Below are 25,319 nucleotides of genomic sequence, written 5' to 3'. Positions count from 1 at the left end.
CGCCATGAGCGCCCTGACCGTGCACGACCTGACCAAGGCCTTCGGCGCCACCCGGGTGCTGACCGGGGTGAGCCTGCACGTGCCGCAGGGCGGCTTCACCGCGCTGCTCGGCCCCTCCGGCTGCGGCAAGACCACCCTGCTGCGGCTGATCGCCGGCTTCGACGACCCCGACTCCGGCACCGTGCTCCTGGGCGACCGGGTCGTGGCCGGCGCGGGCCGCGGCGTGCCCGCGCGCCGGCGCGGCATCGGCTTCGTGCCGCAGGAGGGCGGGCTGTTCCCGCACCTGACCGTCGCCGAGAACGTCACCTTCGGGCTGCCGCGGCGGCGCCGCCGCGACCGGGCCCGGGTGGCCGGGCTGCTCGACCTGGTGGGTCTGGACGCCGGCCTGGCCGACCGCGCGCCGCACCAGCTCTCCGGCGGGCAGCAGCAGCGGGTGGCGCTGGCCCGCGCGCTCGCCCCCGAGCCCTCGCTGGTGCTGCTCGACGAGCCGTTCTCCTCGCTGGACGCCGCGCTGCGCGAGGAGACCCGCGCCGCCGTCGCCGCCGCGCTGAGCGCCGCCGGGGCCACGGCGGTGCTGGTCACCCACGACCAGGCCGAGGCGCTGTCGATGGCCGACCAGGTCGCCGTGCTGCGCGGTGGCCGGCTGGTGCAGCTGACCGATCCGCGCACCCTCTACCGGCTGCCCGGCGACCTCGACGTGGCCACCTTCGTCGGCGAGGCCGTCGTGCTGGACGCCGAGGTGCGCGACGGCCGCGCGCACTGCGCCCTCGGCGTGCTGCCGCTGGGCCGCGACTGCCCGGACGGGCGGGCCCGGGTGCTGCTCCGCCCCGAGCAGCTCCGGCTGTCCGCGCCGGAACCCACCGCGCCGTCGGCGCGGGTGCGCGGGATCGACTTCTACGGCCACGACTCGCGGGTGTGGCTGGACCTGCCCGGGGGGCTGGCGGTGAGCGCCCGGCTGGAGGGCGCCGACCTGCCCGCCGAGGGGGACGACGTGTCGATCGCCGTGCTCGGGACGGCGCTGCCCTTCCCGTCCGGCCCGCGGCCGGCGCGCCAGGACGACCGGCCGCCGCCCCGCCCGGTCGCCGACGTGCACCTGGAGTCCCCGGTCGCCGCGCCGGCCGGCCCGGCTGCCGGCTGACCGCCGCGGCCGGGCGGCGCTCCGCGTACCGGGGCCCGCTGCTAAAGGCAGGTTAGCCAAGCCTAAGCTGCCCTCGTGCAGCTCTTCCTCTTCACCGTCGACCCCCGCTTCGGCCGCGAGGTCGTGGCCGCCGGGGCGGCCGGGATCGTCGTGGACTGGGAGCGCCGCGGCAAGGCGCGCCGACAGGCCGGCGAGGGCACCCAGATCAACGCCGACACGCCGGCCGACCTGGCCCGGATGCGCGCGGCCACCGACGGCCGCCTGCTCTGCCGGGTCAACGCGGCCGGCCCCTGGACCGGCGCGGAGGTCGACGCGGCCGTCGCGCTGGGCGCCGACGAGGTGCTGCTGCCGATGGTGCGCACGCCCGAGCAGGTCGACCGGATGCTGGACCTGGTGGCCGGCCGGTGCGACCTGGGGATCCTGGTGGAGACGCAGGATGCCGTCGTCCGCGTCGCCGACTTCGCCGCCCGGCCGCTGTCGCGGATCTACGTCGGGCTCAACGACCTGCGCATCGACCGCGGCTCGGACAACCTGTTCCTCCCGCTGGTGGACGGCACCGTCGACGCCGTCCGCGCCGCGGTGCCCGGCCCCTTCGGCGTCGGCGGCCTGACGCTGCCCGGCGGCGGCGCGCCCGTGCCCGGCGACCTGCTGGCCGCCGAGCTGGTGCGGCTGGGCGCCGACTTCACGTTCCTGCGCCGCTCCTTCACCGCCGACATGGCCGGCCGCGATCCCGCGGTCGAGGTGCCGCGGCTGCTGGCCTCCCTCGACAGGCTGCGCCGGGCCGACCCCGCCGAGGTGGTCGACGACCGCGCCCGCTTCGTCGCGAGCGTGCTCGCCACGCGCGCGGGCGGCCGGGTGGCGACGGCGGCGCCGGCCCCAGCGGTGCCGGTCGCCGCCTCCGCATGAGGGCGCTGGTCACCGGCGCGGGCGGCTTCGTCGGCCGGCACCTCGTCACCCGGCTGCGCGCCGACGGCTGGGCGGTGACCGGCCTGACCCGGGCCGACGTCGACCTGGCCGACCCGGTCGCCGGCGCGGCCGCCGTGGGGGCCGCCGACCCGGACGTCGTGTTCTCCCTCGCCGCGGCCCGTCGCAAGGCCACCGCCGCCGACCGGGCGGCCACCACGGCGGTCAACACCAGCCCGTGGCTGGTCGAGGCGCTGCCCGACCGCTGCCGGGCCGTCGTCCGGTTGGGGTCCTCGACCGAGTACGCGGCCGCGCCGCACCCGCTGGCCGAGGACGCCGCCCTGCGCCCGCGCGGCTTCTTCGGCGCCACCAAGGCCGCGGGCTCGCTGCTGCTGCAGGCCGCGGCCGCCGAGCGCGGGGTGCGGTCGGCGGTGCTGCGCGCGTTCCAGGTCTACGGGCCCGGTGACCACCCGGCCCGGCTGGTACCCGTCGTCCTCGAGGCCGCCCGCACCGGGGCGACCGTGCCGCTGCCCACGCGGGTGAGCCGCCGCGACTGGGTGTGGGTCGGCGACGTGGTCGACGCCTGCGTCCGGGCGGCGCTGGCCGACGACCTCCCCGGGGGCACGGTGCTCAACATCGGCACCGGCGTGCAGACCAGCACCGAGGAGCTGGTCGGCACGGCCGAGCGGGTCAGCGGCCGGCCGATAGCCACGGCGCCCGGCGCGCACCCCGGCCGCGACTGGGACACCGCCGACTGGATGTGCGATCCGCGCGCCGCCGCCCGGCTGCTCGGCTGGACGCCGACGGTCGACCTCGCCGAGGGCCTGGCGCGCACCTGGCGCGCCGGGGCGGCGACCGAGCCCGCGGCGCAGCCGGTGGTGGGGGCGGCGGTGGAGCCGGCGTGACCGGCCGCGTCGCCATCGTCGTCCCGGTGCACGGCAACGCGGCCACGCTGCGGCCGCTGGCCGTCCGGCTCGCCGCAGCCCTGACCGGGCGGGAGTGGCGGCTGCGGCTGGTGATCGACGCCTCGCCCGACGACAGCGCCGCGGTCGCCGCGGAGCTCGCCGCGGCCGAGCCACGGATCGCCGTCACCGGGCTGACCGTCAACGGCGGCCAGCACGCCGCGCTGGCCCGCGGCCTGGCCGACGAACCGGATGCCGACGCCTGGGCGTGCCTGGACGCCGATCTGCAGGACCCGCCCGAGGCGGTGCCGCTGCTGCTCGACCGGCTGGCGCGCGGCGACGTCGGCGCGGTGTTCGCGGGCCGGCGCGGGGCGTACGAGTCGCCGGCCCGGCGGCTCAGCGGCGTGCTGCACCGGCGGGTGGCGGCCGCGCTCACCGGCCTGCCGCCCGACGCGGGCGCCTTCCTCGCGGTGGACCGGGTCGTGCGCGACGCCGTCGTCGACTTGGTGCTCGCCGGCCGCGCGCCGAGCGTGGTGCTCGCCGTCGCGCGGGCCGGACGGCCGGCGGTCAGCGTGCCGGTGGTGCGGGACCGCCGTCCCGCCGGCCGGTCGGCGTGGACGGCGCGCGCCCGGCTGCGCCAATCGGCCCGCTCGCTGCTCTGGGCCGCCCGCCACCGCTGACCACCCCGGTCAGCGGGTCCAGAGCTGGAGGACGAGGTCGGTCTTGGACGCCGGCAGCTCCCACTGCCCGGCCTGGCCGAGCCCGGCGTCGCGGAGGATCGCGTCGTCGTCCGTCGGCTCCGGGACGCCGAAGACGAGCCGGCGCACCACCCACACCCGGTCGGCGTCCGGCGGGGCGTCGTCCGGCGGCAGCACCAGATCCGGGCGCAGGCCCGGCTCGCGGGTGCGCACGTAGTGGTCGAGCCCGATCGCCGAGCGCTGGTCGGCGGCCACGACCGGCTCGCCCGGTCGGTGCATCCCGGCGAGCAGGTCGACCAGCTCGTCGGCGCGCTCGCGCGGTCCCCGCTCGAGCAGCGGCGCGGACGCCGCGAGGGTGGTCACGCACAGCAGCGCGACCGCCGGCACCCGCCAGCCCCGGGGCAGGGTGGCGGCGCCCAGCGCGGCGAGGACCCCGAGGCCGAGCAGCCCGGCGAGCAGGTAGCGCGGCAGGTACACCGGGCGCACCAGCTCGGCCGCGGTGAGCAGCACCAGCGGCGTTCCCGCCCACGAAGCCGCCACCAGCCGCGCCCCCCGCGCCCGCAGCGCGCCGAGCCCGGCCAGCGCCAGCAGGACGAACACCAGCGACGCCGATCCGCCGGCCCACGCGTCGACGGCCAGGCCGCCGAGCCGGCCACCCGTGCCGCGCAGGTGCTCGGCGTTGCGGTCGCCGGTGCCGTTGGCCAGCGCGAGGACGACGAACGCCAGCGGCGGCAGCACGGCGACCGCTCCGGCCAGCACCACCGGCAGCGCCCGCCGGCCGCGCAGCAGGACGGCGGCGACGACGAACGCGGCCAGCGCCGTGACGGCGTACCAGTGCGCCAGCCCCATGCCGGCGCCGGCCAGCCCGAACAGCAGCAGCCCGCGGGGGGCCTCCTGCAGCCAGCGGACGAGGCCCAGGACGGCGCCGCCGGTGGCCAGCACGACCAGGCCGTAGCTGCGCGCCTCGACGGCCTGCTCCAGCAGCAGCGGGCTGGCGGCCGGCACGGCGCCGGCCAGCACGCCCGCCGTCCGGCCGGCCAGCCGGGCGACCGCCCGGGTCGCCAGCGCCAGCCCGCCCGCGGTCGCCAGCAGCGAGAACACCCGCAGCGAGGTGTCGCCGCCGAGGCCGGGCAGCGCCGTCCAGGCCCGGACGACGAGGTAGTACGGGGCGTTGTAGGACGGCGGCACGCCCGCCAGGTAGTTCGTCGTCCCCTCACCGCGCACGATCGCCGAGACGATGTCGCCGAGCGGCAGCCGGCCGACCTCGGCGGTGAACAGCTCGTCGAACCACAGGCCGTGGCCCGGGCGGAGCAGCAGCGCGCCGAGGGCGAGGACGACCGCCACCGGCAGCAGTTCCCAGGGTGACCAGCGGACCGCCGCCGCGGGGCCGGAGGACGGCGGCACGCGGACGCGGATCGCCGACGAGGTCACCGGGCCAGGTTAGGCGAGCCTCAGCCGGTGCCGGTGCCGGTGCCGGTGCCGGTGCCGGTGCCGGGTGCGGTGGCGAGGCCCGACGGCCGGGCGGCCGCCGCCAGCAGCTCGCGGACCGCCCCGCGCAGCGCCGGGTCGCCCGCCAGCCGCTGCATCGCCGCGCGGACCGCGGCGCCGTCGACGGGCACCGCCGCCCCCAGCACCGCGGCGACCGCGGGCTGCGCCCGGAGCACGGCCTGCCACAGCGCGATCTGGCCCGGAGCGGCCGGCTCGACGAGCAGCACGCCCCACCGGGTCGCGTAGACGGCCACCTCGCGCCGGGGCCGGCCGTCGTCGTGCAGCACCACCGGGTGCACCGTGCCGTCGAGCACCACCCGCTCGTAGTTCGGCTCGGTCGCGTCGACGCAGCGCAGTTGGTCGTCGTCGAGCCAGGCGACCACGACCGGGAGCGACCGGCCCGGGGCGGCAGCCGCCGCTGCGGGGAGGTACCCCGGAGAGCTGACGTGGGCCGAGGCGGCGAGCCGGGCACCCGCCAGGTTTCCGGCGCGCATCGGCACGAGCGTCGACACGGCCGCCGCGGCGAGCTTGCGGTGCAGCACCCGCGGATCGGCGTTGCTGCCGAAGGCGGCCACCGGCGTCCGGGCTGCGGCCGGCGCGGCGCCGTGGTCGCGGAGGACGTCGTCGAGCGGTCGGTCCCCGCCGGCTCGCCGGACGCGCAGCGCGCCGGGTTCCGGGAACGCCAGCAGCGGTGCCCACCGGCCGCCGTCCCGGCCGTCGGCGGGGACGCCGAGCAGCACCGACCCGGTCAGCGCCGTGCCGGGATAGGCCACCGGCCGGCGGAGGAGGTCGGCGGCCCCGAGCGGGTCGTCCGGTCCGCGGGGGCCGGTCACGACCGGTGGCGCGCCTGCTCCCGGTGCTCGGCCGGCGGTTCGTCCAGCTCCGTGCGCGCGCGGCGCCAGAAGGGCATGGCGATCCACCAGTAGGCGAGCAGCGCGGCGACCCCACCGGCGGTCAGCCAGGCCTGGCCGCGGCTGAACAGGACGTCGGTGACGAGCAGCAGGGAGGCGCAGATCGCCACGACGAGGGCGATGAGCCCGCACAGCGCGGAGCGGTTGCTGCGCCGCAGCAGCCGCTCCTTGTCCTTCTGCCGGAACAGCACCCGGTGCTGAGCCGCGGGGGCGATCAGCAGTCCGGTGGCCACCGCGGCGCCGAGCAGCGCGACGTAGTAGACGTCCCGGTGGAAGTCGTCCAACGTGTCGCGGGTCTGCTGGAACGGCACGATGAGCAGGAAGGCGAAGAGGAACTGCACCCCGGGGAGGGCCACCCGCAGCTCGTTGAGCAGCTCGAGCAGCTCGCGGTCGATGCGCTCCTTGCGGGTCTCCTCGGGCGCGTCCTCGCGGCGCCGGCGTGTGGCACCGAGTTCGCTCACGGCGTCCTCCTCCCGTCCCCGTGGGTTCATCTTCGACCGGTCCCGCCCGCGGCACACGTCGTCCTTCCCCCGCTCCGGGTGGTCGAGCGCGGTTGACCCGCGGTCAGCGCGCGAGCGAGCGGAACAGCTCGACCAGCCGGTCGGCGTGCGCGTCGAACGTGTGCCGCTCGCGCACGGCCAGCGCCGCGGCCGCACCGCGGCGTCCGGCCACCTCGGCGGCGAGCACGTCGGCCACCTCGTCGGCCGACCGGTAGAACAGGCCGGTCCCGTCGGCGCGCAGCAGCCGCTCGACCGCGACCAGCGCACCCGGGTTGGCCTGCTGCAGCGCCGGCAGCCCGGCCGAGAGCAGCACCGGCAGCCGGGCGGGGGAGTTCAGGTCGTCCCAGCCGGCCCGGCGCAGGTCGCCGCCGTTGCGGCTGGTGAACCGGTGCAGCCAGCCGGCGTCGTAGCGGGAGAGCTCCTCGACCCAGCGCTCCGGCCCGACCGGCGGGTGCAGGTGCACGAAGCCCGGGGCCGCCGCGCGCGCCCGGTCGAGCTCGGCGGCCCAGCCGGCGGCCGGCCCCGGCGCCCGCACCTGGCCGTAGAGGTGGGTGTGCACGCCGCGGCGGGCCAGCGCGACCAGCCAGCCGGCGTCCAGGCCGGAGGGGCGGCCGGCGACGACCGCGTGCGGGCACCCGTCGGCGTCGGAGAGCTTCGGTCGCGGAGTGCCCCGCTGCCACTCGCGCAGCGGCAGGTCGCCGTCCAGGACCCCGAGCCGGGCCGGTTCGACCCGGCCCGGCAGCGCCGCCGCGAACCAGTCCCGCTCCTCGTCGGTGGCCAGCAGGCACGCGTCGGCGCCGGTGACGAGGTCGGCGAGCAGCGGCCACTCGCCGCGCACGATGCAGCGCTGCGGGGCCTCCTTGAAGTGCCAGACGAACGGCAGGTCGGGACAGGCGTTGCGGACGGCGTGCGCCAGCGGGACCGCCCGCCAGTTCAGCTGCGCCCACACGACGTCCGGGCGCAGCGCCCGGACCTCGGCGCGCCAGTCGCCGTCCGGCGCGTCGGCTCCGGGCAGGTCGGCGACGTGCCCGAACGGCAGCGGCCCCACGGTGGAGTCGCCGAGGCCGTCGCGGGTCCACAGCCCGGTCAGCCGGTGGCCGCGCTCGGCCAGCGCCAGCACCCGCTCGGGGTTGAAGGCCAGCTCCCCGACCACGAGCACCGACAGCCCGTCGGGCGAGGGCCGGTACGGCCGGTGGCGGAAGCGGGCGTACCGGGCGACCTCGTCGACGTCGGCACCGTCGGTGGAGGCGAGGCGCAGCGGCTCGCGCACCCGGTAACGGCTGCGGAAGACGTTCAGCCCGCCGTCGAAGGCCGACCGGATCGCCCGGGAGCGCTGCCCGGGGTGCCGGGTCCACGTGCAGGTGACCCGGCCGGTGCCCGCCGCCGGCGCGTCGGTGCCCGCCGCCGGCGCACCCCGGCGCAGCCGGTGCCAGAACAGCCGGTCGAGGTCGTCGGTCTCCAGCTCCGCCCGCTCGGTCCACCGGTCGGCGGTGCGGCGGTGCGCCACCTGGACCAGCTGTGCGTACCCGGTGCCGGAGGGCTCGTCGAGCTCGGAGCAGGCGATCGGCACCGCCGGGTCGGCCAGCCGGGCGAGCAGGGCGGCCAGGTGGTCGGGCGCCCAGACGTCGTCGGCCGGGAGGTATGCGACGACCGGGGCCGTGGTCGCGTCGAGGCCGGTGTTCAGGGTGGCCCCCAGGCCGCGGTTGGCGCGCCAGCCGGTCGCCCGGAGCCGCGCGTCGGGCAGCCCGGCGAGCACCGCCGCGACGGCGTCCGGGTCGGGGGAGCCGTCGTCGAGGACGACGGCCTCCCAGTCGGTCACCGTCTGGTCGAGCAGGCTGCCCAGCGCCCGCGGCAGGAACGCGGCCTGGTCGTGCACGGGCACCAGCACGGCGACCCGGGCCGGCGCCGGCCCGCCGCCGTCCCCGTCGGTCCCGCCGTCCCGGTCCGGACCGCCCGCGCGACCGGCGGCCGCGGTCACGCGGCCGCGGGCTCGGCCGGTCCGGGCACGGCGTCCTCCGCGCCGAGGACGCGCGCGTAGACCTCCGCGACCCGCTCGGCCAGCCGCGGCCAGCCGTACTCGGCCGCCCGCGCCCGGGCGCCGGCGGCCAGCCGGGCGCGCAACCCGGCGTCCCCGGTGATCCGGTCGAGGGCGGCGGCGAGCGCCCCGGCGTCGCCGGGCGGCACGAGCAGGCCGGTCCGCCCGTCGGCGACCACCTCGGGGATGCCGCCGACGTCGCTGGCGACGACCGGCAGCCCGGCGGCCATGGCCTCGACCAGCACCGAGCCCATCTCCTCGTAGGCCGACGGCAGCACGAGCACGTCGAGCAGGGCGAGCACGCCCGGGACGGCGGAGTGCTCGACGAAGCCGGCCAGGGTGATGCGCGCGGCGGCGTCGCCGGTCGCGGCGGCCGCCGCCTCGACGCGCGGCCGGTCGGGCCCGTCGCCCACCACGAGCAGGTCGGCGTCCTCGGTCATCCGGCCGAAGGCCTCGACCAGCAGGTCGGCGCGCTTCTGCGCGGCCAGCCGCCCCACGTAGCCGATGCGCGGCCGGCCGGCGATCGCGCGGGCGCCCGCGCGCCCGGCGGCGGCGAACAGCTCGGGGTCGAAGCCGGACGGGATCACCGAGATCCGCTCCGCCGGGACGCCGTCGCGCGCCAGCTCGGCCGCGGTGCGGGCGGTCAGGACGACGACCGCGTCCGCGCGCCGCAGCGTCCGGCGCTCGAGCTCCCCGCCGACGAGGCGCAGCAGCCGGGCCCGGAGCGACCCGCCGCGCAGGGTGTGCCGGACGCTGCAGTGCACGGTGACCACCAGGGGGCAGCGGTGCCGGTGCGCGGCCAGCCGGCCCAGCACCAGCGTGGCGACGTCCTCGCCCTGGTGGGCGTGCACCACGTCGACCGGCCGCCCGCGCCGCAGCGCCCGGGGGAGCGCGGCCAGCGCCCACAGCTGGCGCAGCACCGGCACCGGCACCCCCGTGCGGTGCACCAGCGCCGCACGCCCCAGCCGCGCGGTGCCGCGGGGACCGGCCAGCCGGGAGGTGAGCACCGTCTGCGCGCAGCCCTGCCCGTCGAGCGCGCGGGTGAGGCAGGCGGTGTGGTTCTGCATGCCGCCGATCGGGTCGAACCGGGCCGTTCCCGGCGGCAGCGAGCCGCGCAGGACGGCCGGCCCGTCGTCCGGTTCCGGGTCCGGCCCGGCGTCCATGGCCGTCACCGCCGGGCCGGTCGGGGACGGCGGCGGATCGGCCGGGGACGGCGGCGGATCGGCCGGGAGCGGTTCGAAGACGCTGCACAGCCGGAGCACGTGCAGCCCGGCGGCGGTGGCGGGCGAGGACGGCACGCCCGCCACGGTCGCACACCCTCCGCCGTCCCGCCGGTGTAGCAGGGTGCTGACCTGGGCAGTCTGCCCGCCGTGCACCCGCCCCTGGCCGACCCGGCCGTCCGCCGCGTGGCCCTGGTCCGGCTCCGCGTCGGCCTCGGCGACCTGCTGTGCTCGCAGCCCGCGCTCCAGCGGTTGCGAGAGGCACGGCCCGAGCTCGCCGTCAGCCTGATCACCTGGCCGGAGATGGCCCCGGTGGTCGACCGGCTGGGCGACGCGGTCGACGAGCTGCTGCCGTTCCCCGGTGCCGCCGGCATCCCGGAGCGGACGCCCGACCCGGCCGGATGGGCGCCCTTCCTCGCCGCCTGCGCCGAGCGGGAGTTCGACCTCGCGCTGCAGGTGTACGGCGACCGGCCCGCGGCCAACGAGGTGGCCGCCGCGGTGGGTGCGCGGCTCACCGGTGGGTTCGCCCCGACCGGCTGGCGGCCGCCGGCGGGCACCGAGCACCTGCACCTGCGCTACCCGGTGCGCCTGCACGAGGCCGAGCGGCACGTCCGGCTCCTCGAGCACCTGGGGTTGCCGCCGTCCGGGCCGCCCGTCCTCTCCTTCCCGATCCGGCCCGACGACGAGGCCGAGCACGCCGCGACGCTGGCCGCGGCCGGGTTGGCGCCGGGGCGGTACGCCGTGCTGCACCCCGGCGCGTCGGCGCCGACCCGCCGGTGGCCGGTGCAGCGGTACGCCGCCGTCGGAGACGCGCTGGCCGCCGAGGGGCTGGCCGTCGTCGTCACCGGCACCGCCGGCGAGCGGGACACCGGCGCGCGCCTGGTGGCCGCGATGCGGGCGCCGGCGGTCGACCTGACCGGGTCGACGGGCCTCGGCGGGTTGGCCGCGCTGCTGCGCGACTGCGCCGTCCTCGTCGGCAACGACACCGGCTCGGCGCACCTGGCCGCCGCGGTGGGCGCCCGCAGCGTCACCGTCTTCCTGCCCGGCGACCCGGTCCGCTGGGCGCACCGCGGGGAGCGGCACCGGGTGCACGCCGCCGACGTGCCGTGCGCGCCGTGCCCGCACCTGGCCTGCCCGATCGAGTTCCGCTGCGCGGAGTCGGTGCGGCCCGAGGACGTCGCCGCCTCCGCCCGCGCGCTGGCCGCCGTCGGACCGGTCGCCCGGTGAGCGCCCGGGCGCGTCGCCGCGTCACGTTCGTCTGCGACTCCGACGCCTGGGGCGGCGCGGAGGTCTACCTGACCCACCACCTGCGGCGGGCCGACGAGAACGGGTGGACGGCGTCGCTCGTGGTGGCCGAGCCGGTGGCGGCGGGCTTCGCCGGGCTGCTGCCGCCCGACCGGGTCGCGGTCGTGCCACTGGCCCGGCACACGCGGGAGGCGCCCGCCGTCCGGGACGCCGTGGGCGCCTCGCGGCCCGACGTGGTCGCCGTCAACCTGGTCGACCCGGCGTCGAACGCCGCGGCGGTCGACGCCGCGCTGGCCGTCGCCCCGACGGTGGCCACGCTGCACCTGGAGGGCGACACCCGGTCCGGCGCGGAACGGGAGGCGCTGGCCGCGCGCTACCGGCGGCTGGCCGCCGTGCTCGCGCCCTCCTCGGTCATCCGCGCGCAGCTGCTCGCCGACCTCGGGGTGCCGCCCGACCGGGCCCGGGTGGTGCACAACGGCGTGGACCTGCCCGCCGACCCGGCCGGCCCGGCGGCTGCCGCCGTGCCGCGGCTGGGCGCGCTGGGCCGGCTGGTCGCGCAGAAGGGGTTCGACGTGCTGCTCGCGGCGACCCGCCGGGTGGTCGACGACGGCGTGCCCGTCGAGTTGGTCATCGGTGGGGCCGGCCGCGACGAGGCCGCGCTGCGCGCCGCGGCGGAGGGGTTGCCGGTCACCTTCACCGGCTTCGTGGACGACGTCCGGGGCTTCCTGCGCGGGTTGGACGTCTTCTGCCTGTCCTCGCGTCGCGACGCGCTGCCGCTGGCGCTGCTGGAGGCGATGGCCGAGGGCCTGCCGTGCGTGGCGACCGACGTGGGGGACGTCCGGGCGGTGGTGGGGGAGGAGGTCGCCGTCGTGCCGGTCGAGGACGCCGGCGCGCTCGCCGCGGCCCTGCACCCGCTGCTCACCGACCCGGCGCGCCGGGCGGCCGCGGCGGCCGCCGCCCGGCGGCGGGCCGAGGCGAGCCTCGACGCGGCGCTCATGGCCCGGCGGACCTTCGCCGTGCTCGCCGAGGTCGTCCGTTCGTGAGGGACGGCGCAGACCCGGTGGAGGGCGGTCAGAGCGGCCGGTAGTAGCGGACCAGCGGGAGCGGCCGGAAGCCCCGCCGCTCGTAGAGCGCCCGGGCGGGGGCGTGCCCCGGATCCCCGCCGGTCGCCACGACCGCCAGCCGGAGACCGCGCGCGGAGATCTCCCCGACCGCGTGGTCCAGGAGGGCCGTGCCGACGCCGGCCCCCTGGACGGCCGGGTCAACGGCGGTCATCACGATCTCGCCGGCACGGGCGGCGTCCTCCTCGATCTCCGTCACGGCCACGAAGCCGACCGGTCGCCCGTCGGCGTCGGCGACCCAGACGTCGTGGTCGGGTGCCCGGCAGGTGGTCTCGACGGCGCGCGCCTGGGCGCTCCGCCAGTCCGGGAACAGCATGCGGTAGACGGTCGGACCGAGCTGGGCTTCGAAGCTCGCGAACACGGGCTCCCAAGCGGTCAGGGACAACCTGACCACGGGGGCCACGTCCGCCTCCTCCAGCCGCCGGATGGTGGTGTGCACGCCGTGCAGCGTCGGCGAAGGACCCGGCCGGGCACCACCGGATTTCCGGCCGCTCGAGGGGCGGCTCAGATCCGCAGCGGCGGGGAGATCGTGATCTCGGTGCCGTCGGGCCGATAGGTGCGCCATCGGCGTCCGGGTGCGGTCATGTCGTCGCGATCGACCCGGAAGCCGTGGTGGACCTTCGTGTGATGGCGTTCGCACAGCAGCGCGGAATTGTCGAGCGACGTCTCGCCGCCGTTGATCCACTCCACCAGGTGGTGGACGTCGCACCAGTGGGTCGGCGCGCCACAGCCGGCGACTGAAGGACCCCTGCGCCCCCCGCCACGCGCTCCGCACGCGGCGGGCCCCTGCGCAGGGGCCGACGACCGACGTCCAGCGGCAGGCCGTCGGGGTCGAGCACGATCCGGGTGATGGTGGCGTCGCAGGCGGCCCAGCGGGCCCGGGCGGCCGACAGGGTGGCGCCCATCCCGGTCCGGGCGGCGTGCGGTCCGGTGGCCGGATCGGCCAGATCTGCCACGCCGAGGGTCAGGATCACGTGGGGCTTGACGGTGCGCAGCACCGGCAGGTCGCCGGCGGCCAGCGCTGAGTCGGCCAGCTGGACTATCGCGTCGCCCGTCCGCTGGGCGCGGGTGCGGGTGTCGCCGGCGGACCAGCCGGCAGCGGCGATGGACTCCAGCGCGGTGGCCACCTTCTCCCCGCCGAACCCGTCGAGCGTGCCGCGGAGGGTCCAGCTCCCGTCGGGATGCCGGGACAGGGTCAGCGCGCGTTCCTCGGTGGGGTCGGGTTCGGGCCCATCGGGATCGAGCCGGTCCAGGTAGTGGGTCACCACCTGCGTCAGGGCGGCGTGGGGTTGTTCGGCGGCCACCTCGGTCAGGGTGGTGTCGACCTCGGCGAGGTCGATCTGCTGCGCGGCGGCGCGTTGCCTCGCCTCCTCGGTAGCGACCGGGGCGACGGCCTGGACCTGCTCGGCCGACACGAGTCCGGCCGCGAAGGCCGCGGCGACCGCAGGCAGGTGCTCCAGCGCCCGCCCGCCGCGCACCAGACGGGCGGCGGCAGCGGCCGACATCCGGGCCCGGCCGCGCAGCCAGGACTGCATGGTCGGCAGCCCGTCGTGCTCGCTGGCCGACGTCAGGTCGGCCTCGCGCACGGTGCGGACGATTTCGGCGGCGAGCCGGTTCTGCGCGGCCAGCAGCTGACCGAGCCGGTCGAGCAGCTGCGGGCCGAACTGGGCGTGCAGGTCGTCGGCGGCGAGCCCGTCGAGCGCGGATGCCAGTTCGCCCACGGCACCTCCCCGACGACTCGAACGTGTGTTCGATGATAGCCGCCGGAGCGCTGCCTGGCAAGGCGAATGCGCAGGTCAGGCGCCCTGTGGGAGTGTCCGGGAGGACTGGTGGGAGGTCGCACCGGCGCCCCCGGCGCGGGCCCGCGGTGGTGGCCGGCCACCGCCTGCCGCAGTGGCCGGCCACCACCAGAACCGCGAGGGTCAGCGGTTGGCGACGCCGCGCGCGACCTCGCTCGGCCGCTGCTGCTCCCCGGCGTAGGAGCTGACCACGACGAGGGCTCCGGTCAGGGCCGGGATGACCCACTGGAGACGGTCGAGCTGGTCCATCGCGTCGGCCAGCTCGCCCTTGGTCAGCTTGGTGGGCTTGGTGCCCGACCTCGCCGACGGGTTGCCGGCCGCCGAGAGCTTGGCGCCGAGCGCCCGGCTGTACGCCGTGGCACCGAGGGCGGCGACCGTGAGCAGCGTCTTCAGCGTCGACATACCGGCCACACCCTGCTGCTGGGCGACCCGGCCGCGGTTGGCGACCAGCTGGCCGAAGCTGCCCACCAGGTGGGTGCCGATGGCGGCGGCGTTGACCGGCGTCCAGCGGTCCCACCCCACGTTGGCCACCTTGCTCGTGTCACCGCCGGCCTCCTCGGCGGCCGCGTTCAGCGCGACGGCATTGGCCAGCGTGCCGCCGAACCAGGCGGCCAGGCCCAGGTCGTGCAGCGAGCGGGACAGGGTGTTGCGAGCCATGGTCGGACTCCTCGGTCGGGTCGATGGGGGTCAGCACCTACCCGCCGTCCGACCGGCCATGCCGGGATTCCGCTCCACCGCCGTACCGCAGCAGGCCCCACCGCCGTACCGCAGCAGGCCGCGCCGCCGCGGGCCGCAGCAGGCCGCGCCGCCGCATGCCGGGGCGGCTACACCGCCGCGCCGTACCGGACGGCGGCCCGCTGCCGCGCCTTGGCGGCCTCGACCGCGCGGTCCTTCGGGGGCGCGGTCGTCACCAGCGAGTCGAGCAGCCGCGCCGAGACCGCCGCGACCTCGGCGACCGCCCGGTCGAAGGCCTCCTGGTTCGCCTTCGACGGCCGGGTCGTGCCGCTGATCTTCCGCACGTACTGCAGCGCGGCGGCCGCGATCTCGTCGTCCGTGGCCGGTGGCTCGAAGTTCGACAGCGGGCGGATGTTGCGGCACATGACCGGAAGCCTAGGAGCGCGCGACCCGGCGCGGAACGGCGTCCGGCAGGCCGGCGAGGAGAGCGGACCGCGGCCCCCGGAAGGCGGGTCGTCCGGGGGCTGCGGGCCGGAGCGGCCGGTCGGGTCAGACGGCGAAGCCGGCCCGGTCGATCTTGCGGTGGTAGCGGTCGCCGAGCTTGCCTCCGAGCACGGCGCCCACGAGGGTCACCAGCATCATCGCGACCAGCGTGACGATGCCGGCGGTGGTGGCGGCGCCCTCGTCGACCGGGATCCGCGGCAGGTTGAGCTGCTGCAGCACGTTGTACTCGGCGCCGAGGATCGCGCCGGCCACGGCGAGCAGCAGCACCACCACCAGGCCGATCACCCACACGGCGACGCCCTGGCGGACGCCGTCGAAGCGCGCCATGCGCCCGGCGACGTAGCCACCGGCCAGGTAGGCGAGGAACAGGACGACGAGCACGGCAATGGCGCCGCCGATGCCCACCGTCCCGGCCTGCTGCGCGGCGGCGTCGACGCTGTCGACCCCGCGAGCGAGGCCGAGGGCGACCCCGCCGGCCGACAGCAGGGCGAGCAGGATGACGGCGAGGCCGTTGGCCGACAGCCAGCCGAAGAACGCGGCGCCGACCTTGAGCCCGCCGAAGCGCGCCTTCTGCGCGGCGACGGCGTCACGGGCGGCGCCCCGCGTGACGCGGGGGCCCTCGGGCGGGACCGGGGCGGTGACGGTGGCGTCGCGGTCGTAGGAGGTCGGGTCCTGGGAGGTGGGGTCGTGCTTGGAGCGGTCGGTCGCCATGGTGGGCCTCCTCCGTGCGGGCGTGCCGCAGTGATCCCCCGTCGTGTGCCGTGCAGGGTTCCCGGCCGGCGCACGGCCAAACGGGCTGCTCGGTCGCCTGATCGGGCGATCGGGCGGGACGGCGGCCGGTCGTGACCACCCTGCTCGTCGACGCCGCCAACGTGGTCGGCTCCCGGCCCGACGGCTGGTGGCGCGACCGCGCCGGCGCCACCGCCCGGCTGCTCGGCCGGCTGGCCGGGCTGCCCGGCCGCCGGCTCCCCGGGCCGGACGGCGGCCCGCTGGAGTGCACCGCCGTGGTCGCCGTCGTCGAGGGCCGGGCCCGCGACGTGGCCGACGTCGACGGCGTCACGGTCGTGCGCGCCCCGGGCAGCGGCGACGACATCATCGTGACCGAGGCCCAGCGGCTCGCGACGGACGGCGCCGCGCTGGTGGTGGTGACCGCCGACCGCGGTCTCCGGGCCCGGCTGCCCGGGGCCGCTGGGCTCGCCGGGCCGGGGTGGTTGCTCGAGCAGTTGCCGCCGGTCGCACCCGACGACCGCTCCTGACGGCTGGTGGCTCCGGTTGGTGGCTCCGGGGGAGCGGCTCCTCAGCGGACGTGCGCCCGGCGCCGCCGCCGCCGGCTCCGGTGGCGCGGCCCGGCGCCGGCCGCGAGGGCGCGCGTGGTCTCCACCCGCGCCCGTGAGAGCACGACCGCGACCACGACCGCGCCCAGGACGGTGAGCATGCGGGCGGGGTCGACGGCCGGCATCCACCGGACCGAGCCGTCCTCGATGACGTAGGCCCCGGCCGGGCGGCCGCCCATGCCGAAGCCGCCGCCCTCGCCCTCCTGGCCGGTCTCGTCGTGGCCACCGCCTCCGCCGACGCCTCCGCCGATCCGGGCGGCGGCGATCAGCGTGATCCCGTCCTTCTCGTACGGCTCGGCGAACACCCGGCGGACCGCGATCGCGTCCTGCGCCGTCGAGAGCACTTCCTTCAGCTGCATGTCGGTCCCTCCTCGCAGGTCGGCACCGCGGCGCCGGTCGCGTCACGGCTCCGGGGACAGCCTCACGGGCGGGGGATGCCGGGGAGAACGGGCGAACGTCCCGGGTCGGGCAGGGATTCGCGGATGCCGTTGGGCGGTGGCGACCGGCCGCGCACGACGGGGTGCTGGGTGGCATGACGCCCGGGGTGGCCGGGTAGGGCCGCTCGCGACGACCGAGCCGAGGCGGTGCGGGGCCGGCGGCCTCCCGTCGTGAGCGATCAGGAGCCAGGCCACCCGGATGAGCGAGACGCCCTCCTCGAACGTGCTGGTCACCGGCGCTTCCAGCGGCATCGGCCGGGCGACCGCGCTGCTGCTGGCCCGCCGGGGCGCCCGCCTGGTCCTGGTGGCCCGCGGCCGCACCTCGCTCGAGGAGACCGCCGCGGAGCTGCGCGAGGCCGGGGCCGCCGACGTCCTCGTGTGCCCCGGCGACGTGGGTGACGAGGCCGCGGTCCGCGGGGCCGTGGAGGCCGCCCTCGGCCGCTTCGGCCGGCTCGACGCCGTCGTCCACTCGGCGCAGGTGATGGCCTACGGCCGCATCGAGGACGTGCCCCGCGAGGCGTTCGAGACGGTCGTCGACACCTCCCTGCACGGCACCGCCAACGTCGCCCGGGTGGTGCTGCCGCTCTTCCGCCGGCAGGGCACCGGCCACCTGGTGGTCGTCAGCTCGCTGCTGGCGTCGGTGGCGACCCCGCTCATGGGCTCCTACGTCGCGGCGAAGTGGGGGCAGCTCGGGCTGGTGCGCACCCTGCAGCTGGAGACCCGAGACGTGCCCGGGATCACGGTCTCCGCCGTCGCGCCGGGCGGCACGGACACGCCGATCTACTCCCAGGCCGGGACGTGGGCGGGCAGCACCGGCCGCCCGCCGCCGCCGGTCTACTCGCCGCACCGGGTCGCCCGCGCCGTGGTCGCCAGGCTCGACCGACCACGGCGGCTGACCCAGTCCGGTGTCCTGAACCCGCTGGTCATCGCCGGTTTCCGGCTGCTGCCGGCGGTCTACGACGCGCTGGTCGGGCCGCTGCTCAAGGTCTTCGCCCTCGCCCGGGACGACGTCCCGCCGTCCGAGGGCAACGTCTTCCGGAGCCGGCCGGAGGGGAACGCGACCGAGGGGCGCTGGCGCGGCATCTGACCGAGCTCCGCCGGGGAGAAGGACGGCCGCCGTCCCGCTCCGGCCCAGCGGGCCGTGGCGGTTCTCACGGCGGTGGGAGACGTGTCCGGACGGCGGGGCGCGCCCCCGGCTGGCACGGTGGGACGCGGGTGCCCGAGGTCGTGTGCTCTTCTCCCTGCCCCTCGAGGCCACCGCACGAGCCGGTGGCCGGCGTCCCCCCGAGGTCTTCCTCCCATGTCCACTCCTGCCCTGTTCTCGCGTGCCCGCACGCCGGTCGCCGGGCTGGCGCGCAGCACCCGGGCCCGCCTGCCCGAACCGTCGGCGGCCCGGCTGCGGGCCGCCGTCACCGTGCTCTTCGTGCTCGACGGCGCCGTCTTCGGCAGCTGGGCCGCCCGCGTGCCCGGCGTGGCGGCCCAGGTCGGCGCCGGCCACACCGCGCTCGGCGTCGCGCTGCTGTGCCTGTCGCTGGGCGCGCTGGTCTGCATGCGGCTCACCGGCCGCTGGTGCGCCCGCTTCGGCGCCGGCCCGGTGAGTGCGGCCGCCGGCGTCGCCGTCTGCCTGTCGGCGCTGCTGCCCGGCCTGGCCGGTTCCGTGCCGGTCCTGTGCGCCGCGTTGCTGGTCTTCGGCGCCGCCACCGGCATGGTCAACGTGGCGGCGAACGCCCTCGGCGTCCAGGTCGAGGCCCGGGTCGGGCGGCCGCTGCTGTCGGGCCTGCACGCCGGCTTCAGCCTCGGTGGCCTGGCCGGCGCCCTCGTCGGCGGCGCCGCCGCCGCGGTGCTCGGCGTCGCGCCGCACCTGGCGCTGGTCGCGGCCGCCGGGCTGGCCGCCACCGCGTGGGCGCTCCCCGCCCTGCTGGGTGCCCCCCGCGCCCCCCTGCCGGCGCCGGGGCCGGCCCCGGACGCCGCGCCCGCGGACGGGCCGGACGCCGCGCCCGGGGACGGGCCGGCCGCCCGCCGCCGCACCGCCGCGCTGGTCGTGCTCGGCGCCGTCGCGGGGTGCACCGCTTTCGGCGAGGGCGCGCTGACCGACTGGGGGGCGCTGCTGCTCCGCGAGGAGCTCGGCGCCCCGGCCACCCTGGGCGCCCTCGGCTACGCGGGCTTCGCGTCGGCGATGGCCGGCGGCCGGCTCGCCGGCGGCTGGCTCCTGCTCACGCTGGGAGAGCGGCGGTTGCTGGCCGGCGGCGCGCTGCTGGCGGCCGTCGGTGCCACGGTCGCGGTGACCACCCCGGTCCTGTGGGTCGCGCTCGCCGGCTTCGTCGTCGTCGGCCTGGGGCTGTCGAACGTCTTCCCGCTGGCCATCGCCCGCGCGGGCCTGATCGGCGGTGCCCCGGGCATCGCGCTGGCCACGACCGTCGGGTACACCGGGTTGCTCGGCGGTCCGCCGCTGATCGGGCTGGTCGCCGAGCACGCCGGCCTGCCGGCCGCCCTGGGCTCGGTCGCCCTGCTGGCGCTCGCGGCCGGCTTCCTCGTCCTCACCGTCGTCGGCGACCGGGTCCTGGTCACCGCGCCGGCCGGGGCGGTGACCCGCCGGGTGACGCGCGTCGGCGAGCGGCTGCAGCCCGTGGTCTCCGGCTTCGGCCACGGCACCGGCGTCTACGTCCGCGAGCTGACCACCCTGCTCCCGAGCGGAGGAGATCCGTCGCGGTGACCCGGTAGCACAGCGGAGTGCCACGGCGCAGGACACCTGCGCCGTGGCACTCCGCACTCCGGAGGGTGGGTCACTCCTCCCGGCGGGTGTGCCGCTCGACCGAGACCGACTCGGTCAGGCCGGTGTGGTGGTGGGCCTCCTCGATCTCGTGCACGGCCTCGCCGAGGACGGGCACCGTGGCCCTGCGGGGCAGCGCGAGGCGGACCAGCGGCCACAGCAGCACCAGCGCGACGATCGCGTAGACCACCACGGACATCGGGTCGAACAGCCCGCCCAGGTCGCCGTTGCTGATCTGCAGCGCCTGGCGCAGTTCCTCCTCGGCGTAGGGGCCGAGGATGACGCCGATGATCGCCGGCAGCAGCGGCAGCCCGTAGCGCCGCATCATGAAGCCCAGCGCGCCGATGACCAGCAGGAGGAACAGGTCGAACTGGTTGGCGTTGGCCGCGTAGGCGCCGAGGCTGGCGAAGAAGAGGATGCCCGCGTACAGGTAGGAGCGCGGGATCCGCAGCAGCTTGGCCCACAGCGGCGCCAACGGCAGGTTGAGCAGCAGCAGCGCCGCGTTGCCGATGAACAGGCTGGCGATCAGGCCCCAGACCAGCTCCGGCTCGGTGTCGAACAGCCGCGGCCCGGGCTGGATGCCGTAGCTCTCGATGGCGAACAGGATGACCGCGGCCGTCGCCGTCGTCGGGATGCCGAGGGTGAGCAGCGGCACCAGGCCACCGGCCGCCGAGGCGTTGTTCGTGGCCTCGGGGCCGGCCACGCCCTCGATCGCGCCCTTGCCGAACTCCTCGGGGTGCTTGGACAGCCGCTTCTCGGTGACGTAGGAGAGGAAGGTCGGGATCTCCGCGCCGCCGGCCGGGACCGCCCCGAACGGGAACCCGATGGCGGTGCCGCGCAGCCACGGCTTCCACGACCGGCGCCAGTCCGCCCGGCTCATCCGCGGGTTGCCGACCGGGATCACCTCGAGCGGACGGCGGCGCAGGTGGGCCGCCGTCCACAGCGCCTCCCCGACGGCGAACAGGCCGACCGCGACGACGACGACGTCGATGCCGTCGGCCAGTTCGGCGATGCCGAAGGTCAGCCGCTGCTGGCCGGAGGTGAAGTCGATGCCGACCAGGCCGATCGTCAGGCCCAGGCCCAGGGCGGCGAGGCCGCGGACCCGGGAGCTGCCGAGGACCGAGGTCACCGCGATGAAGGCCAGCACCATGACCGCGAAGCGGTCGGCGGGGGAGATCTGCACCGCGAGGTCGGCGACGGTGGGCGCCAGCAGCGCCAGCAGCAGGGTGGCGATGGTGCCGGCGACGAACGAGCCGATGGCGGCGGTGGCCAGGGCCTGGGCGGCCCGGCCGGCGCGGGCCATCCGGTTGCCCTCGATCGCGGTGACCACCGACGAGCTCTCACCGGGGGTGTTGAGCAGGATCGACGTGGTCGACCCGCCGTACATGCCGCCGTAGTAGATGCCGGCGAACATGATCAGCGCCTGCTGCACGTCCAGCCCGCGGGTGAGCGGCAGCAGCAGCGCGACGGTCATGGCCGGGCCGATGCCGGGGAGCACGCCGATCGCCGTCCCCAGCAGCACCCCGAGCAGGGCGAAGGCGAGATTCGTCGGCGTCAGCGCGGTGGCGAAGCCGCCGGCCAGGTCGGCGAAGGCGTCCATCAGAGGATCCCCCTCAGGATGCCCGGGGGCAGGACGATGCCCAGCCCGAGGGCGAACAGGTAGAAGGAGCCGACCGACAGGCCGACGGCGATGAGCAGGTCGCGCACGTAGTGCCGGCTGCCCAGCGCGAAGGCCGAGCCCCAGAAGAGGACGGCGCCGGAGATCACCCAGCCGAGGCTCTCGATGAGCAGCGCGTTGGCGACGAACGCCGCAGCCAGCAGGCCGACGGTGCGCCAGTCGCTGCGGGCGGTGAGGTCGACGTCCTCGCCACCCTCCGGCTCACCCCGGCCGCCGCGCCGGACGTCGACGGCGAGGAACACGGAGGTGACGACCAGCAGGCCGCCGACCACGATCGGGACGGCCGCGGGGCCGACCGGGCCCCGGGTGATCCGGCTCTCGGGGAGGAGCAGGGCCGAGACGACGACGAGGAGGCCGAGGGCCCCCAGGAACAGGGCCACTCCGTACTCGGAGCGGCCCTGCTCCCGGGTGCCGCCTCCCGCGGAGGTGGCGGTCATCAGGTCAGGCCCAGCTCGCCCAGGACGCCGGCCACCCGGTCGCTCTCCTCCTGCAGGAACGAGCTGAACTCGTTCCCGCTGAGGAAGGCGTCGGTCCAGCCCTGGTCCTCGAGCACCTGCTGCCAGGCGTCGCTCTCCGCCATGGCGGTGACGGCGTCGACGAAGCGCTGCTGCTCCTCGTCGGAGATGCCGGGGGCGGCCACGACGCCCCGCCAGTTGGTGAAGGTCAGGTCGACGCCGGCCTCGGTGAGGGTCGGGGCGTCGACGCCCTCGACGGGCGCCTCGCTGGTGACGGCGAGGATCCGGACGTCGCCCGCGGCGGCGGACTCGGCGACCTCGCCGATCCCCGTCGCAGCGAAGTCGACGTCGTTGCCGAGGATGCCGGCCAGCAGCTCGCCGCCGCCGTCGTAGGGGACGTAGTTGACGTCGGTCGGCGTCACGCCGACCTCCTGGGCCAGCAGCATCGGGGTGAGGTGGTCCGGGCCGCCGGGGTTGGAGGCGCCGCCGACCGGCGTGCCGCCCGGGTCGGCCTGCCAGCCGGCGATCAGGTCGTCGAGGGTCTGGAACTCCGAGTTCGCCGGGACGACGATCGCCTCGGCCTCCTCGATCAGCCGGGCGATCGGGGTGGTCTGGTCGAGGGTGGCCTCGGAGTTGTTGCTGTACTGCGCGCCGACCACGCCCAGGCCCATCTGCATGAGCATGCCGGCGTTGCCCTCCTCGTTGACCAGCCGCTGCAGGCCGACCGTGCCGCCGGCGCCCTCGAGGTTGAAGACCTCGATCGACTCGGCCAGGCCCTCGTCCTCGAGCACCTGGGCCCACGCACGGGCGGTGGTGTCGTAGCCGCTGCCGGGGGAGTTGGGGACCATCACCTGCAGGCCGGTGATCGCGCCCTCCTCGGTGCCGCCGCCCGCGGCCGCGCCGCCCTCGGCGGTGGTGCCGCAGCCGGTGAGCACCAGCCCGGCGGCCAGCCCGCCGGCGGTGAGCTTCCACAGGGAAGCAGTGCGCATGTGTTCCTCCTCGGTGTCGGGCGGGGTCCCGCCGCTCGGGAGGAACAGTGCGGAGGGCGAGTGGCGCGTGTCACGCTTGCGTGCGCAATGGGCGTTGTGGTCGTTGTGGTCACGGCCACAGCGCACCGGCGGCGTGCTGGACTGGGCGGCGTCCCCCCGCCCGACGACCCCAGGAGGCGACCGTGAAGCGGCGGCTGTCGCTGGCCGGCCAGCTCCTGGCGCTGCAGGTGGTGATCATCTGCGTCGTCCTCGTCGGCGTCGCCGCGGTGACCGTCGCCCAGTCGACCAAGCGCGCTGCAGAGACCGAGGGCCGGCGGGCGCAGGCCGTGGCGGAGACCCTGGCCAACAGCCAGGCGTTGCGGACCGCGATCCAGCCACGCGGGTCCGTGCTCTCCGACGCCGCCCTCACGTACGTGCGCGTGGCCGCCGAGCAGTCCCGCAGCACGTCCGGCTCGGACTCGGTGGTCGTGGCGCTCCCCGATCGGACCGTGCTGGCCAGCGCCGATCCCGCGGAGCTCGGCGGCCGGTACGACGTCGGGGAGAGCCCGGTCCTGGAGGGGCGCGGCTGGACCGGCGTCCGCGAGCGGGACGACGCGCACTACGCGGTCGCGATGGCGCCGGTGCTGTCCGACGAGGGGGCGACGCTCGGGTTCGTCGCCGTCCGCCGTCCGCAGCCCTCCGTCCTCGACGGGCTCGCCGCGGCCGCGCCCAACCTGCTCACCTACCTCGGCCTGGCCAGCGGCATCGGCATCGTCGGCTCGCTGCTGGTCGCCCGCCGGGTCAAGCGGCAGACCCTCGGCCTGGAACCCGCGGAGATCGCCGGGCTGGTCGAGCACCGCGACGCGATGCTGCACGGCATCCGCGAGGGCGTCGTGGGTCTCGACCCCCGCGGGCGGGTGACCCTGGTGAACGACGAGGCCATCCGGCTGCTGCGCATCCCGGGCGACGCCCTCGGCCGTGAGCTGGGCGAGCTCGGCGTCGGCGAGGAGGTGCGCGAGGCGCTGCTGCACGGCGACGAGGAGCGCGACCGGGTGGTGGCCAGCGCCGGTCGCGTGCTCGTGGTCAACCGACTGCCGATCTCCAGCCGGGGGCGGCCGATCGGGTCGGTGACCACGCTCCGCGACCGCACCGAGCTGCTCGAGCTGCGCCGCGAGCTCGACCTCACCCGGCACGTCACCGACACGCTGCGCGCCCAGGCGCACGAGTTCAGCAACCGGCTGCACACCATCGCCGGGCTGATCGAGCTCGGCGAGGCCGAGGAGGCGGTCCGCTTCGTGCACCGGGTCAGCTCCAGCCGGTCGCAGTTCAGCGGCGTGGTGACCGCGGCGGTGCAGGACCCGTCGGTGGCGGCGCTGCTGATCGCCAAGGCCAGCCAGGCCGTCGAGCTGGGCGTGGAGCTGCGCGTCGACGACGACTCCGAACTGCCCGCGCTGCCCGACGAGCTGAGCTCCGACGTCGCCACCGTCGTCGGCAACCTCGTCGACAACGCGCTGGACGCCGCCGCCGCGTCGGCGCAGCGCTGGGTCGAGGTGTCGCTGGGGCTCGTGGACGGCGAGGTGGAGGTCGTCGTCCGCGACTCCGGTGACGGGGTGCCGCCGGGCATGGAGAAGGAGGTGTTCCGGCGCGGCGTGTCGACGAAGAGCGGCGCGCACGGCGAGCGGGGGATCGGGCTGTCGCTGGTGCACCTGGTCTGCACGCGGCGCGGCGGCGAGGCGACGGCCAGCACCGACGGCGGCTCGACGTTCACCGCCCGGCTGCCCGCCGAGCCCACGCTGGTGGTCTCGTGATCGGCGTCCTGGTCGTGGACGACGACTTCATGGTGGCCAAGGTGCACGCCGGCTTCGTCGCCGCGCTGGCGGGCTTCGAGGTGGTCGGCACCGCCTCGACCGGCGCCCAGGCGCTGGCGGAGGTGGAGCGGCTGCGGCCGGACCTGGTGCTGCTCGACGTCTACCTGCCCGACATGACCGGCCTGGAGGTGCTGCACCGGCTGCGCAGCGCCCGCACGCCGGTCGACGTGATGGTCATCAGCGCCGCCCGCGACGTGGAGAGCATCCGCAGCGCGCTGCACGGCGGGGTGCTGCACTACCTGGTCAAGCCCTTCGACCGGCGCACCTTCGAGGCGCGGCTCACCGACTACGCGGCGCTGCGCGGCGAGCTCGCGGAGCTGGGGGAGGCCGGGCAGGGCGACGTCGACCGGGTGTTCGGGCTGTCCCGCGGCGAACCGCCGCGGGCCACCCAGACGCCGAAGGGCATCGCGCCGGAGACCCTGCAGCTGGTCCGCCGGACGCTGGCCGAGGCCGGGCCGGAGGGGCTGTCGGCCAGCGAGTGCAGCGAGCGCACGGGCCTGGCCCGGGTCAGCGCCCGCCGCTACCTCGAGCAGCTCGTCAGCGAGCAGGCGGCCGACGTCCGCCAGCGGTACGGCACCGCCGGTCGGCCCGAACGCCGCTTCACGCTCCGCGCCGGCCGCCGTCCCGGCTGACGATGACGCCGGACGGCCCGGGGCAAAGCTTCCTATGC

Annotated in this window: 25 protein-coding genes and 1 pseudogene; 11 read left to right on the top strand and 15 right to left on the bottom strand. The window is 77.3% G+C overall.

All coding sequences use genetic code 11. The features are described 5' to 3' along the window. Positions 1-4: 4 nt before the first annotated feature. The 4 genes from OF117_RS02245 to OF117_RS02230 all read left to right on the top strand — a co-directional run bounded on the left by OF117_RS02245 (position 5) and on the right by OF117_RS02230 (position 3,623). Positions 5-1,138, top strand: a complete 1,134-nt coding sequence (locus OF117_RS02245; protein ID WP_263551161.1) for an ABC transporter ATP-binding protein — start codon at positions 5-7, stop codon at positions 1,136-1,138. Positions 1,139-1,213: 75 nt separating this feature from the next. Continuing rightward, positions 1,214-2,044, top strand: coding sequence for an aldolase/citrate lyase family protein (locus OF117_RS02240; protein ID WP_263551160.1), 831 nt, complete (start codon positions 1,214-1,216; stop codon positions 2,042-2,044). Further along, the gene (locus OF117_RS02235; RefSeq protein ID WP_263551159.1) at positions 2,041-2,946 is read left to right on the top strand and encodes an NAD-dependent epimerase/dehydratase family protein; all 906 of its coding nucleotides are present in this window, start codon (positions 2,041-2,043) and stop codon (positions 2,944-2,946) included. Before OF117_RS02240 ends, OF117_RS02235 begins: the two co-directional genes overlap by 4 nt. Next, positions 2,943-3,623: a glycosyltransferase gene (locus tag OF117_RS02230; protein WP_263551158.1), complete on the top strand. Its 681-nt coding sequence runs from the start codon at positions 2,943-2,945 to the stop codon at positions 3,621-3,623. The genes OF117_RS02235 and OF117_RS02230 overlap by 4 nt, the downstream gene beginning before the upstream one ends. Positions 3,624-3,632: 9 nt before the next feature. On the opposite strand, the gene OF117_RS02225 is transcribed toward OF117_RS02230, so the two are convergent. The 5 genes from OF117_RS02225 to OF117_RS02205 form a co-directional block, all read right to left on the bottom strand. After that, positions 3,633-5,072 carry a glycosyltransferase family 39 protein gene (locus OF117_RS02225; RefSeq protein WP_263551157.1) on the bottom strand — a complete coding sequence of 480 codons (1,440 nt, stop codon included), beginning with the start codon at positions 5,070-5,072 and terminating at the stop codon, positions 3,633-3,635. A gap of 20 nt (positions 5,073-5,092) precedes the next feature. Continuing rightward, the gene (locus OF117_RS02220) at positions 5,093-5,962 is read right to left on the bottom strand and encodes a hypothetical protein (RefSeq protein WP_263551156.1); all 870 of its coding nucleotides are present in this window, start codon (positions 5,960-5,962) and stop codon (positions 5,093-5,095) included. Further along, positions 5,959-6,501 (bottom strand): DUF6328 family protein, encoded by a 543-nt coding sequence (locus OF117_RS02215; RefSeq protein ID WP_263551155.1) that lies wholly within the window; start codon positions 6,499-6,501, stop codon positions 5,959-5,961. The genes OF117_RS02220 and OF117_RS02215 overlap by 4 nt, the downstream gene beginning before the upstream one ends. A 103-nt stretch (positions 6,502-6,604) precedes the next feature. Continuing rightward, positions 6,605-8,518, bottom strand: coding sequence for a glycosyltransferase family 2 protein (locus OF117_RS02210; RefSeq protein ID WP_263551154.1), 1,914 nt, complete (start codon positions 8,516-8,518; stop codon positions 6,605-6,607). Further along, entirely contained in the window at positions 8,515-9,873 is a 1,359-nt protein-coding gene (locus tag OF117_RS02205; protein ID WP_263551153.1) for a glycosyltransferase, read from the bottom strand. Before OF117_RS02205 ends, OF117_RS02210 begins: the two co-directional genes overlap by 4 nt. A 72-nt stretch (positions 9,874-9,945) precedes the next feature. Between OF117_RS02205 and OF117_RS02200 the strand changes: the two genes are divergently transcribed. Both OF117_RS02200 and OF117_RS02195 read left to right on the top strand, forming a co-directional pair. Beyond that, entirely contained in the window at positions 9,946-11,022 is a 1,077-nt protein-coding gene (locus OF117_RS02200; protein WP_263551152.1) for a glycosyltransferase family 9 protein, read from the top strand. Continuing rightward, on the top strand, positions 11,019-12,083 hold the full coding sequence (locus OF117_RS02195) for a glycosyltransferase (RefSeq protein ID WP_263551151.1): 1,065 nt from the start codon (positions 11,019-11,021) through the stop codon (positions 12,081-12,083). Before OF117_RS02200 ends, OF117_RS02195 begins: the two co-directional genes overlap by 4 nt. A 28-nt stretch (positions 12,084-12,111) precedes the next feature. Here the strand turns inward: OF117_RS02195 and OF117_RS02190 are convergent, their stop codons facing one another. The 6 genes and pseudogenes from OF117_RS02190 to OF117_RS02165 form a co-directional block, all read right to left on the bottom strand. Next, positions 12,112-12,600 (bottom strand): GNAT family N-acetyltransferase, encoded by a 489-nt coding sequence (locus OF117_RS02190; RefSeq protein WP_263551150.1) that lies wholly within the window; start codon positions 12,598-12,600, stop codon positions 12,112-12,114. A 65-nt stretch (positions 12,601-12,665) separates the two neighbouring features. Beyond that, complete coding sequence (locus OF117_RS02185; RefSeq protein WP_263551149.1) at positions 12,666-12,851, bottom strand: hypothetical protein; 186 nt, start codon at positions 12,849-12,851, stop codon at positions 12,666-12,668. A 167-nt stretch (positions 12,852-13,018) separates the two neighbouring features. Further along, a pseudogene (locus OF117_RS02180) lies at positions 13,019-13,747 on the bottom strand (DUF222 domain-containing protein); the annotation flags it as partial. A 336-nt stretch (positions 13,748-14,083) separates the two neighbouring features. Beyond that, the gene (locus OF117_RS02175; RefSeq protein WP_263551148.1) at positions 14,084-14,617 is read right to left on the bottom strand and encodes a hypothetical protein; all 534 of its coding nucleotides are present in this window, start codon (positions 14,615-14,617) and stop codon (positions 14,084-14,086) included. Positions 14,618-14,784: 167 nt separating this feature from the next. Further along, the gene (locus OF117_RS02170; protein ID WP_263551147.1) at positions 14,785-15,060 is read right to left on the bottom strand and encodes a DUF2277 domain-containing protein; all 276 of its coding nucleotides are present in this window, start codon (positions 15,058-15,060) and stop codon (positions 14,785-14,787) included. A 124-nt stretch (positions 15,061-15,184) separates the two neighbouring features. Then, positions 15,185-15,850: a hypothetical protein gene (locus tag OF117_RS02165; protein ID WP_263551146.1), complete on the bottom strand. Its 666-nt coding sequence runs from the start codon at positions 15,848-15,850 to the stop codon at positions 15,185-15,187. A 131-nt stretch (positions 15,851-15,981) separates the two neighbouring features. On the opposite strand from OF117_RS02165, the gene OF117_RS02160 reads away from it, so the two are divergent. Beyond that, positions 15,982-16,395 (top strand): hypothetical protein, encoded by a 414-nt coding sequence (locus tag OF117_RS02160; protein WP_263551145.1) that lies wholly within the window; start codon positions 15,982-15,984, stop codon positions 16,393-16,395. Positions 16,396-16,436: 41 nt separating this feature from the next. On the opposite strand, the gene OF117_RS02155 is transcribed toward OF117_RS02160, so the two are convergent. Continuing rightward, entirely contained in the window at positions 16,437-16,832 is a 396-nt protein-coding gene (locus OF117_RS02155; protein WP_263551144.1) for a spore germination protein GerW family protein, read from the bottom strand. Between the two features lie 277 nt (positions 16,833-17,109). Here OF117_RS02155 and OF117_RS02150 point away from each other — a divergent pair, with 277 nt between their 5' ends. Further along, on the top strand, positions 17,110-17,997 hold the full coding sequence (locus tag OF117_RS02150) for an SDR family NAD(P)-dependent oxidoreductase (protein ID WP_263551143.1): 888 nt from the start codon (positions 17,110-17,112) through the stop codon (positions 17,995-17,997). Positions 17,998-18,210: 213 nt separating this feature from the next. Beyond that, on the top strand, positions 18,211-19,623 hold the full coding sequence (locus OF117_RS02145) for an MFS transporter (protein WP_263551142.1): 1,413 nt from the start codon (positions 18,211-18,213) through the stop codon (positions 19,621-19,623). A 70-nt stretch (positions 19,624-19,693) separates the two neighbouring features. On the opposite strand, the gene OF117_RS02140 is transcribed toward OF117_RS02145, so the two are convergent. Genes OF117_RS02140 through OF117_RS02130 form a run of 3 tightly spaced genes read right to left on the bottom strand, consistent with a single transcriptional unit; the run spans position 19,694 to position 22,802 of the window. After that, entirely contained in the window at positions 19,694-21,280 is a 1,587-nt protein-coding gene (locus OF117_RS02140) for a tripartite tricarboxylate transporter permease (RefSeq protein WP_263551141.1), read from the bottom strand. Next, positions 21,280-21,795 (bottom strand): tripartite tricarboxylate transporter TctB family protein, encoded by a 516-nt coding sequence (locus tag OF117_RS02135; RefSeq protein ID WP_263551140.1) that lies wholly within the window; start codon positions 21,793-21,795, stop codon positions 21,280-21,282. Before OF117_RS02135 ends, OF117_RS02140 begins: the two co-directional genes overlap by 1 nt. Continuing rightward, on the bottom strand, positions 21,795-22,802 hold the full coding sequence (locus OF117_RS02130) for a Bug family tripartite tricarboxylate transporter substrate binding protein (RefSeq protein ID WP_263551139.1): 1,008 nt from the start codon (positions 22,800-22,802) through the stop codon (positions 21,795-21,797). Before OF117_RS02130 ends, OF117_RS02135 begins: the two co-directional genes overlap by 1 nt. Before the next feature lie 182 nt (positions 22,803-22,984). On the opposite strand from OF117_RS02130, the gene OF117_RS02125 reads away from it, so the two are divergent. Next, positions 22,985-24,589 (top strand): sensor histidine kinase, encoded by a 1,605-nt coding sequence (locus OF117_RS02125; protein ID WP_263551138.1) that lies wholly within the window; start codon positions 22,985-22,987, stop codon positions 24,587-24,589. Then, positions 24,586-25,281, top strand: a complete 696-nt coding sequence (locus OF117_RS02120) for a response regulator (RefSeq protein WP_263551137.1) — start codon at positions 24,586-24,588, stop codon at positions 25,279-25,281. The genes OF117_RS02125 and OF117_RS02120 overlap by 4 nt, the downstream gene beginning before the upstream one ends. Positions 25,282-25,319: the final 38 nt, after the last annotated feature.

Origin of the sequence: Geodermatophilus sp. YIM 151500 (assembly GCF_025716945.1) — a bacterium.
Taxonomy (GTDB): domain Bacteria; phylum Actinomycetota; class Actinomycetes; order Mycobacteriales; family Geodermatophilaceae; genus YIM-151500.
The sequence above is the reverse complement of the archived record's forward strand: the minus strand, read 5'-3'. Positions and strand labels throughout refer to the sequence as shown.